Origin of the sequence: Burkholderia singularis (assembly GCF_900176645.1) — a bacterium.
Taxonomy (GTDB): Bacteria; Pseudomonadota; Gammaproteobacteria; order Burkholderiales; family Burkholderiaceae; genus Burkholderia; species Burkholderia singularis.
This window is the reverse complement of sequence record NZ_FXAN01000128.1, coordinates 1-9,246: the sequence shown is the minus strand read 5'-3', so window position 1 is coordinate 9,246 and position 9,246 is coordinate 1. Positions and strand designations below refer to the sequence as shown.

Sequence of the window (9,246 nt, the reverse complement as noted above, 5' to 3'; positions counted from 1 at the left end):
CGCCCGGCTCGGCGCCGACGCTCGCCGGCGCGCTGCCGGGCGCGCCGATGTCCTGCGCCGCGGCGATCTGCGCGGCGAAGGCGCCGACATGAACGCTCGCGGCCGGATGCGGCTGGCTGCCGGACGAATCGGGAGAATCGGGAGATCGTGGAGCCGTCGGTCCGGACGTGCCGGCGGAAGAGGACGATACGTTGGAAGAAACGCCGGGCTGGCCGGCCGGTGCGGGCGTGTTTTCGCTCATGACGTGGGGCGGATGCGTCGGTCACGCGGAGAATCAACGAGCGTTCATTATCCGTCAACGAGCCGCCGACGCGCGGCAAACCGGCCGACTTTCGTCCGCGCTGTTGCAAGTTCGCGTCGAAATCGAGCCGGCCCGCGCGACGTTCTACAATGCGCGAGCCGCGCCGCATTCCCGGACCTCCGGCCGCGTCGAACGCGTCGGGCCGCGCGCCATCCGCGGTTGACCCGCCGTCTTGTCCGTACTCTGTCCGTCATCTTGTGCGTATTTCGTCCACGCTTCGAGCCGATACCGCCATGACCACTTTCGCCCCCTTCGCGCCACTTGCCCGCCTGGGCGCGGATCTCGCCTGCGGCGCGACGACGAGCCGCGCGCTCGTCGAAACCGCGCTCGAGCGAATCGCCGATCCGGCCGGGCAAGGCGCGATCGTGTTCGTCGAAGTCGACGCGCAGCGCGCCCGCGCGGCCGCCGACGCGCACGACCGGTTGCGCGCGGCGGGTGTCGAGCTGTCGCCGCTTGCCGGCATTCCGGTATCGGTGAAGGATTTGTTCGACGTCGCCGGGCAGGTGACGCGCGCGGGCTCGCGCGTGCTCGACGGCGCGCCGCCCGCGGCGGCCGATGCGATCGCCGTCGCACGGCTCAAGCAGGCAGGCGCCGTGATCGTCGGGCGCACCAACATGAGCGAGTTCGCGTTCACGGGCGTCGGCCTCAATCCGCACTATGGCACGCCGCGCTCGCCGTACCGGCGCGGCGTGCCGGGCGACGAGCGGATCGCGGGCGGCTCGTCGTCGGGCGCGGCGGCGTCGGTGGCCGACGGGATGGCGGCCGTCGCGCTCGGCACCGATACGGGCGGCTCGCTGCGAATTCCCGCCGCGCTCTGCGGGCTGACAGGCTTCAAGCCGACCGCGAGCCGGATCCCGAAGCAAGGCGGCGTGCCGCTGTCGACGACGCTCGACTCGTTCGGGCCGATCGGCGTATCGGTCGCGTGCTGCGCGCTCGTCGACCGGGTTCTCGCCGGCCTCCCGCCGCAAGTGCCCGCCGCGCGCGCGCTCGAAGGCGTGCGGCTCGGCGTGCTGACGAACTACGTGACGGACGGCGTCGACGCGCACGTCGCGGCGTCGCTCGATGCGGCGCTCAAGCATCTCGCAGCGGCGGGCGCGATCGTCGAGGACGCGCGCTTCGCGCCGCTCGACCGGCTGCCCGACATCAACCGTTTCGGCTTCGCGTCGATCGAAGCGTACGCATGGCACCGCCGGCTGCTCGCACGGCATCGCGACGCCTACGATCCGCGCGTACTCGCGCGCATCCTGAAAGGCGAGCCTGCGAGCGCCGCCGATTACCTCGACCTGATAGCCGAGCGCACGGCGCTGATCGACGACGCGGCCCGCACGGTATGGCGGCATTTCGACGCACTCGTCGCGCCAACCGTCGCGATCGAGCCGCCGCGAATCGACGCGCTCGAACACGACGACGCATTCGCCCGCGTGAACGCGCTGGTGTTGCGCAACACCAGCGCGTTCAACTTTCTCGACGCGTGCGCGCTGTCGCTGCCGTGCCATCCGCGCGACACCGCACCCGTCGGCTTGATGCTTGCCGCCGCGCCGCACCACGATGACGCGTTGCTCGCGATCGGCCAGGCGGTCGAAGCGGTGCTTGCGACGATCCGGTGACAAGCGCCATGCGCGCCGCCGCACGATGTTGCCGGGAGCCGCACCGCACCGCGCCGTGCACGACAGCGCAGTGCGGCCCCCGGCCGGGCCCATCTTCCGCTCGCCCGGCTGCGCGCCGGCCCCCAAGCACGGCGCGCGGCCGCGGCGCTGAGCTAAAATCCATTCCTTCAATTTCCCGACCGCTCAAAGGCTCCCTTCCCCGATGAACGATCTAGCGCTCCCGCTACGCCGCGAACGAAAGCGGCTCGTCCTGCTTGGCTTGGTCTGCATCGCGCTGCTCGCCGGCGCGTTGTACCTGCAATATGTGAAGCACGAGGACCCGTGCCCGCTTTGCATCGTCCAGCGCTATTTCTTCGTGCTGATCGCGGTGTTCGCGTTTCTCGGCGCGGCAATGAAAAGCGGCGCCGGCGTCGCGGCGCTCGAACTGCTGATCGTGCTGTCGGCCGCCGCGGGCGTCGGCACGGCGGCGCGCCATCTATACGTGCAATTGAATCCGGGCTTCAGTTGCGGCTTCGACGCGTTGCAGCCGATCGTCGACAGCCTGCCGCCCGCGCACTGGCTGCCTGGCGTGTTCAAGGTCGCCGGACTCTGCGAGACCGTCTATCCGCCGATTTTCGGTATCCTGCTGCCGGGCTGGGCGTTGATCGGGTTTGCGCTGATCCTCGTGCTCGTTGCCGCCAGCTTGCTGCGCCATCGCGCACGGCTGCGCTGACACGGCGTGGCGCGCCAAAGGAGCGGTTGAGCCGCTGCCGTGCCGCCCGCGCGAACGCTCGGCGGCGGCGCGTGGGTTTGGACAACCGGTATCGGGCTTGCGGCGCCGTGCCTCTTCGGCTTCGGCTTCGCTATGCCCGCCGGCTTGCCGCCGCCGACGGGCGGATGCTTCGTCGATACACTGCCACGGCGCACGATCGCGTGACGTATCCGCCGGGCTGCTCGCCGATGCGTACCGCCCGACCTGACGAGCCAAGGTTTCCGCCCGACGTGCCGCCCAGCGCCCGAGCGCCGGCCCGCCGCCACACGCGCGCCCCGCTTTGCACGCCGCCCGGAAACCTTGGCTCGGCGCGCGGATCGTAACGGCATCATGATCGCCGCCGAATAGCCCGCATCATCGCTGCGCGATACCACCGCCTTTTTGCGGTGCTATCTTGGTTCTCCGGATGGCGATCCACGTGCGCGCCGCGGGCCGGTTCCCGCTGCCGCGTAACGCGCGCCTGATCTGCATGCCATGTCCCGTGGATTCGCCATGACAACGCTACCCATCCCGACCGAACGCCACCCCGTGCGCCCGCTGCCGCGCCTTCACGCACGCGCCCACCGCCCGGCCATCACGCCCTGATTCTGGAGAAACGCCGGATGGAACCCTGGCTCGCCGATTTACAACACCTGCTCGCGCACGGCGACGCAGCCGTCCTCGTGACGGTCGCGCGCGTGGACGGCTCCGCGCCGCGCGACGCCGGCGCCAAGATGCTCGTCACGCGCGATGCCGCGCGCCACACGATCGGCGGCGGACATCTCGAATGGAAGGCGATCGAGCTTGCTCGGCAGTTGCTGAAGGAAGGCGCGCGCACGCCGCACGCGCGCCGCCTCGAGCGGCTCGCGCTGGGCCCGAGTCTTGGCCAGTGCTGCGGCGGCGCGGTCGTGCTCGCGTTCGAGCGGCTCGACATCGCCGATCTCGGCTGGGTCACGTCGCTCGCAAAACGCACCGCGGCAGGCGCGGCCACCGTGCGCAGCGTATCGTTCGGCCCCGAGCCGGATACCGTGATGCTGAGCGAGCCCGCGCCGGGCGCGGCGCACGCCGACTGCCTGCTGTGGGATACCGGCAGCGCGCCGCTGCTGACGGAGACGATCGCCCCGCATGAGTTCCCGGTCGTGCTGTTCGGCGCGGGGCACGTCGGCGCGGCGCTCGTGCGCGTGCTCGCGACGCTGCGCTGCAGCGTGCGCTGGGTAGACGAGCGCGACGCGCCGTTCCCGCCGCCCGATTCACTCGCGGGCATCGGCAACCTTACCCTCGATGCGAACGACGCGCCCGATTCGGCAATCGACGACGCGCCGGGCGGTGCGTACTTCGTCGTGATGACGCACAATCACGCCCGCGATTTGGAACTCGCGCATCGGATCCTGCTGCGCGGCGACTACGCATACTTCGGCATGATCGGCTCGAAGACGAAGCGCATGCAGTTCGAGCACCGGCTCGCCGCGCGCGGGATCGATCCGGCGCAGCTCGCGCGGATGCAGTGCCCGATCGGCGTGCCCGGCATCGTCGACAAGGCGCCGGAGGCGATCGCGGTCGCGGTCGCCGCGCAACTGCTGCAAACCGTGGACGCGCGCCGCGCCGGCCCGCGGCCGGCATCGGCCGCGCCTTTCACCCCGTTCGCCGCGGGCGAAAGTCCCCCGCCGCGCTCGAGCCCGACCGACGCCGGCATGGACTGAGCCGCGCCAAGCGCAGCCCCTGACGAACCCTCACCCCAACGATACCGTGATGACCACCCTACTCAAGAACAAAATCGCCCGCGCGCCGAAAGCGGAGCTGCACATCCACATCGAGGGCTCGCTCGAGCCGGAACTGATCTTCAAGCTCGCGCAACGCAACCAGGTGAAGCTCGCCTACGATTCGATCGACGCGCTGCGCGCCGCATATGCATTCACCGATCTGCAATCGTTCCTCGATATCTACTACGCAGGCGCGAGCGTGCTGCTGACCGAGCAGGATTTTCACGACATGACGGCCGCCTACGTCGAGCGCGCACTTGCCGACCATGTCGCGCACACAGAAATTTTCTTCGACCCGCAGACGCACACCGCCCGCGGCGTGCCGATCGAGACCGCGGTGGCCGGCATCGAGCGCGCGCTCGCCGACGCCGAGCAACGCGGCCTGTCGAGCAAGCTGATTCTCTGCTTCCTGCGCCATCTGCCGGAAGAGGACGCCCTCGCGACGTTCGACGCGGCGCTGCCGCTGTTCGAGCGCTACGCGCACCGGCTGATCGGCGTCGGCCTCGATTCGTCCGAGCGCGGCAATCCACCGTCGAAATTCGCGCGCGTGTTCGCGAAAGCGCGCGAGCGCGGGTTGAAGCTCGTCGCGCATGCAGGCGAGGAAGGCCCGCCCGAGTACGTGACCGAGGCGCTCGATCTGCTGAAAGTCGACCGCATCGATCACGGCGTGCGCAGCAGCGAGGACGCGGCGCTCGTCGCGCGGCTCGCGAGCGAGAAAATCGCGCTCACCGTCTGCCCGCTGTCGAACCTGAAGCTGCGCGTGTTCGACGACCTGAGCCAGCACACGCTGAAGGATCTGCTCGGCCGCGGCGTCGCGGTAACGATCAACTCGGACGACCCCGCGTACTTCGGCGGCTATGTGAACGACAACTACTTCGCGAGCGTCGACGCGCTGCAGCTCGGCGACGCCGACGTCTACACGCTCATCCGCAACAGCTTCGACGCGTCGTTCGTCACCGCCGACGAACGCGCGGCGCTGATCGCCAAGCTCGACGCGCACTGGCACGCGGCCTGACGGCAAAACCACGCGCACGTCGCCGGCAACGAACGCGCTGCCGGCGACGACGACGCACGACGCGGGCGCGGCGGCCGGGCGCGAAACGCCCTGCGCCCGAACCCGGCATCCGCATCACGACACATGAAGGAGAACGTGCCGATGGACACCTATCGAGGCGCCGCCGCGCCCGCGAAACGCTCGGCGCTCGAACGCCGCTTCGGCATCCGCGAATCCGGCTCGCGGCTGCGCACCGAGATCGTCGCCGGCATCACGACGTTCCTGACCGCGATGTACATCATCGTCGTCAATCCCGGCATCTTGTCGCAGGCCGGCGTGCCGTTCGCGGCGGCGCTCACCGCGACGGTGCTCGTCAGCTTTGCCGGCAGTTGCGCGATGGGGCTCTACGCACGCAATCCAGTGCTCGTCGCGCCGGGAATGGGAATGAACGCGCTCTTCACGTTCGTCATGGTCCATGCGGGCAAGATGCCGTGGCAGACCGCGCTCGGCTGCGTGTTCTGGGCCGGCGTGCTGTTTGCCGTGCTGGCCGCGTTCAATGCGCGCCAGCTCGTCGTCGACGCGATTGCGCCGAACCTGCGGCATGCAATATCGTGCGGCATCGGGCTTTTCATCAGCCTGATCGGGCTGGTGAACGCGAAATTCATCGTCGGCGATCCGGTGACGATCGTGCATGCGGCGTCGCTCAACCCGGTCACCGTCACGTTCCTCGCCGGCCTCGCGATCACGACCGTGCTCGTCGTGCGTCGCGTGACGGGCGCGCTGATGCTCGGCATCGTCGCGACGACGCTGCTCGCGATCCCGATCGGCCGCCTGTGGGGCGACGGCAGCGCATATTGGCCCGCCGCGCACGCGACGAAAACGCTCGTCAACTGGAACGGCCTCGTCGCCGCGCCGGATTTCTCGGCGATCGGCCAGCTCGATCTGCTCGGCGCGCTCAGGTTCGCGTACTGGCCGTTCATCTTCGTGATGCTGTTCACCGCGTTCTTCGACGCGCTGTCCACCTTCATGGCGATCTCCGAAGCGGGCAACCTGCGCGATCGCGACGGCAATCCGCGCAACATCCGTCAATCGATGATCGTCGATGCGTTCTCGGCCGTCGTATCCGCGCCGCTCGGCACGAGCCCTGCGAACGCGTATATCGAATCGGCGGCGGGCATCTCGGCGGGCGGGCGCACGGGCCTCGTCGCGGTGGTCGCGGGCGTCTGCTTCGTGCCGTTCCTGTTTCTGTCGCCACTGTTGTCGCTGGTGCCCGCGATCGCGACGGCGCCCGCTCTCGTGCTGGTCGGCGTGTTCATGATGGAGTCGATCACGAAGATCGAATGGCACCGCCTCGACGAGGCGATTCCCGCCTTCGTCGCGATGATCCTGATTCCGCTCACGTATTCGATCACCGAGGGCATCGCCTACGGCTTTCTGTCGTTCGTCGTGCTCAAGCTGTTCACCGGCCGCCGCCGCGACGTGAAGCCGGCGATGTGGATCGTCGCCGCGCTGTCCGTGCTGCTCGTCGCGCAACTCTGATTTCAATCGCTATTGGATTTCCAACGATGACCCAAACCGCTTTCCGCGCCCGCCTGCTGACCTTCGACGGCGAGCCCGCGCTGCTCGACGACGCGGCCCGCTTCGAAGAGGACGGCCTGCTGATCGTCGGCGACGACGGGCGCGTCGTCGCGGCCGGCTCGTATGCGGCGCTCGCGCCGCGCCTCGCGCCCGGCGCGACGCTCGTCACGCTGCGCGACAAGCTGATCGTGCCGGGCTTCATCGACGCGCACGTCCACTATCCGCAAACCGAGATGATCGCGTCGCCCGCGCCGGGCCTGCTGCCCTGGCTCGATCGCTACACGTTCCCGACCGAGCGGCGCTTCGCCGATCCCGTGCATGCGCGCGAAGTCGCCGAATTTTTCCTCGATACGCTGCTCGCCTGCGGCACGACCACCGCGCTCGTCTACTGCACGGTGCACCGGCAATCGGCCGACGCGTTTTTCGAGGCGAGCGACGCGCGCAATCTGCGAATGATCGCGGGCAAGGTGCTGATGGATCGCCACTGCCCGGACTTTCTGCGCGATACCGCGCAATCCGGCCATGACGACAGCGCCGCGCTGATCCGCCGCTGGCACGGCCACGGGCGGCAGATGTACGCGCTGACGCCGCGCTTTGCGCCAACCTCGACGCACGAGCAGCTCGACGCGTGCGGCGCGCTCGCGCGGCAGCATCCGGACGTGTTCGTCCAGAGCCACGTCGCGGAGAATCTCGACGAAGTGCGCTGGGCGGCCGAGCTGTTCCCCGAGCGCCGCAGCTATCTCGATATCTACGATCACTACGGGCTGCTGCGCCGGCGCGCGGTGTACGGCCACTGCATCCACCTCGACGACGGCGATCGCCGCCGCTTTGCCGAAACCGGCGCGCTCGCCGCGCATTGCCCGACATCAAACCTGTTTCTCGGCAGCGGGCTGTTCGATTTCGGGCGCGCGAGCGCGCAGCGCATGGCGTTCGCGCTCGCGACGGACGTGGGCGGGGGCACGTCGTTCTCGATGCTGCAGACGATGAACGAAGCGCACAAGATCGCGCGGATGACGGGCCATCATCTGAGCGCGACGCAGATGTTCTGGCTCGCGACGGCAGGCGCGGCGCACGCGCTCGATCTCGCGGATACGGTCGGCACGCTTGCGCCGCGCAGCGAGGCCGATTTCGTCGTGCTCGATCCGGCCGCGACGCCGCTCGTCGCGCGCCGCGCCGCGCGCGCGGAATCGCTCGAGGAGCTGCTGTTCGCGCTCGCGCTGCTCGGCGATGACCGCGCGGTTTATCGGACATATGCGGCGGGGCGCTGCGTGCACCGGCGCGACGCAACGGGCGCGGCCTAGGCGCCGGGCGCGACGCGGGGCCGCTGCGTCGCGGGGCGGCAAACCCCATGACCGTCGCGCCAGCAACACGGATAAACCGAAACGCGCCGCGCTATTTTTTCGCTTTTCGCACTGCATGCTAGAATGCGCCGTTCATTGGGGAGTAGCCGCTTCGCTCGATGCCGCGCCGCCCAGCGCACTCGTGACGAAGGCGTCCGTCAACAGACTTGGCCTCGCGGCCATGGCGGACGCAGCCCGCAAGGCCTGGCGAGACCGATGGTTCATCGCGCGCCGCAATTGGGCCCGGCGCGCGGTGGATCGTCGCTCGCATTCAACCAGGCCCTGGGATATTCGTGCCGTGACCCAAGCTTTCCTGATCTCGACGGGCGCCGTCGCCCTCGCCGAAATCGGCGATAAAACCCAACTGCTTTCCCTCGTCCTCGCCGCACGCTATCGCAAGCCGATGCCGATCATCGTGGGCGTGCTCGCCGCGACGCTGATCAATCACGGCTTGGCCGGCGCGCTCGGCGAATGGCTCGGCGAATATCTGACGCCGTCCGTGATGCGCTGGGCGCTCGCAATCTCGTTCATCGCAATGGGCCTGTGGATTCTCGTGCCCGACAAGCTCGACGCCGACGAAGCCAACGCGGCGCGCTCGCGGCTCGGCGTGTTCGGCGCGACGTTCGTCGCGTTCTTCCTTGCGGAAATGGGCGACAAGACGCAAATCGCGACCGTCGCGCTCGCCGCGCGCTTCCAGGACTACATCGGCGTGGTTGCCGGCACGACCTTCGGGATGATGCTCGCGAACGTGCCGGCGATCCTGCTCGGCGAGCGCTTCGCGCACCGGCTGCCGACCCGTGTCGTGCACGTCATCGCCGCCGTGCTGTTCATCGTGCTCGGTGCGCTCGCGTTTATTCGCGGCGGCGCGTGACGGCGCACGGCGCTGCTTCGGCATGCGTGTCGATCGATCGGGCCGCAAGGCGGACAGTCGATCGA

At 69.2% G+C, this 9,246-nt stretch carries 7 protein-coding genes, 1 pseudogene and 1 riboswitch; of the genes and pseudogenes, 7 read left to right on the top strand and 1 reads right to left on the bottom strand.

From position 1 onward, the window contains the following. Positions 1 to 241: pseudogene (locus BSIN_RS26310) on the bottom strand (gamma-glutamyl-gamma-aminobutyrate hydrolase); the annotation flags it as partial. A 293-nt stretch (positions 242 to 534) separates the two neighbouring features. Here BSIN_RS26310 and BSIN_RS24705 point away from each other — a divergent pair. From BSIN_RS24705 to BSIN_RS24670, 7 genes are all read left to right on the top strand, one after another. Further along, on the top strand, positions 535 to 1,908 hold the full coding sequence (locus BSIN_RS24705; RefSeq protein WP_089342366.1) for an amidase: 1,374 nt from the start codon (positions 535 to 537) through the stop codon (positions 1,906 to 1,908). A gap of 202 nt (positions 1,909 to 2,110) precedes the next feature. Beyond that, positions 2,111 to 2,620, top strand: coding sequence for a disulfide bond formation protein B (locus tag BSIN_RS24700; RefSeq protein ID WP_059519022.1), 510 nt, complete (start codon positions 2,111 to 2,113; stop codon positions 2,618 to 2,620). Positions 2,621 to 3,261: 641 nt separating this feature from the next. Then, positions 3,262 to 4,338: a xanthine dehydrogenase accessory protein XdhC gene (gene xdhC / locus BSIN_RS24695; RefSeq protein ID WP_089342365.1), complete on the top strand. Its 1,077-nt coding sequence runs from the start codon at positions 3,262 to 3,264 to the stop codon at positions 4,336 to 4,338. Between the two features lie 49 nt (positions 4,339 to 4,387). Then, positions 4,388 to 5,413 (top strand): adenosine deaminase, encoded by a 1,026-nt coding sequence (locus tag BSIN_RS24690; protein WP_089342364.1) that lies wholly within the window; start codon positions 4,388 to 4,390, stop codon positions 5,411 to 5,413. A gap of 141 nt (positions 5,414 to 5,554) precedes the next feature. Next, positions 5,555 to 6,931 (top strand): NCS2 family permease, encoded by a 1,377-nt coding sequence (locus BSIN_RS24685; RefSeq protein WP_059519310.1) that lies wholly within the window; start codon positions 5,555 to 5,557, stop codon positions 6,929 to 6,931. Positions 6,932 to 6,957: 26 nt separating this feature from the next. Next, the gene (gene guaD, locus BSIN_RS24680; protein WP_089342363.1) at positions 6,958 to 8,271 is read left to right on the top strand and encodes a guanine deaminase; all 1,314 of its coding nucleotides are present in this window, start codon (positions 6,958 to 6,960) and stop codon (positions 8,269 to 8,271) included. Positions 8,272 to 8,389: 118 nt separating this feature from the next. After that, a riboswitch (yybP-ykoY riboswitch) is annotated at positions 8,390 to 8,591 on the top strand. Between the two features lie 17 nt (positions 8,592 to 8,608). Further along, complete coding sequence (locus BSIN_RS24670; RefSeq protein ID WP_059519015.1) at positions 8,609 to 9,181, top strand: TMEM165/GDT1 family protein; 573 nt, start codon at positions 8,609 to 8,611, stop codon at positions 9,179 to 9,181. The last annotated feature ends 65 nt before the right edge of the window (positions 9,182 to 9,246 follow it).

Excerpts from the sequence above, each read along its gene's own strand:
- BSIN_RS24705 (WP_089342366.1), top strand. The coding sequence starts at position 535 with ATGACCACTTTCGCCCCCTTCGCGCCACTTGCCCGCCTGGGCGCGGAT.
- BSIN_RS24700 (WP_059519022.1), top strand. The coding sequence starts at position 2,111 with ATGAACGATCTAGCGCTCCCGCTACGCCGCGAACGAAAGCGGCTCGTC.
- xdhC (WP_089342365.1), top strand. The coding sequence starts at position 3,262 with ATGGAACCCTGGCTCGCCGATTTACAACACCTGCTCGCGCACGGCGAC.
- BSIN_RS24690 (WP_089342364.1), top strand. The coding sequence starts at position 4,388 with ATGACCACCCTACTCAAGAACAAAATCGCCCGCGCGCCGAAAGCGGAG.
- BSIN_RS24685 (WP_059519310.1), top strand. The coding sequence starts at position 5,555 with ATGGACACCTATCGAGGCGCCGCCGCGCCCGCGAAACGCTCGGCGCTC.
- guaD (WP_089342363.1), top strand. The coding sequence starts at position 6,958 with ATGACCCAAACCGCTTTCCGCGCCCGCCTGCTGACCTTCGACGGCGAG.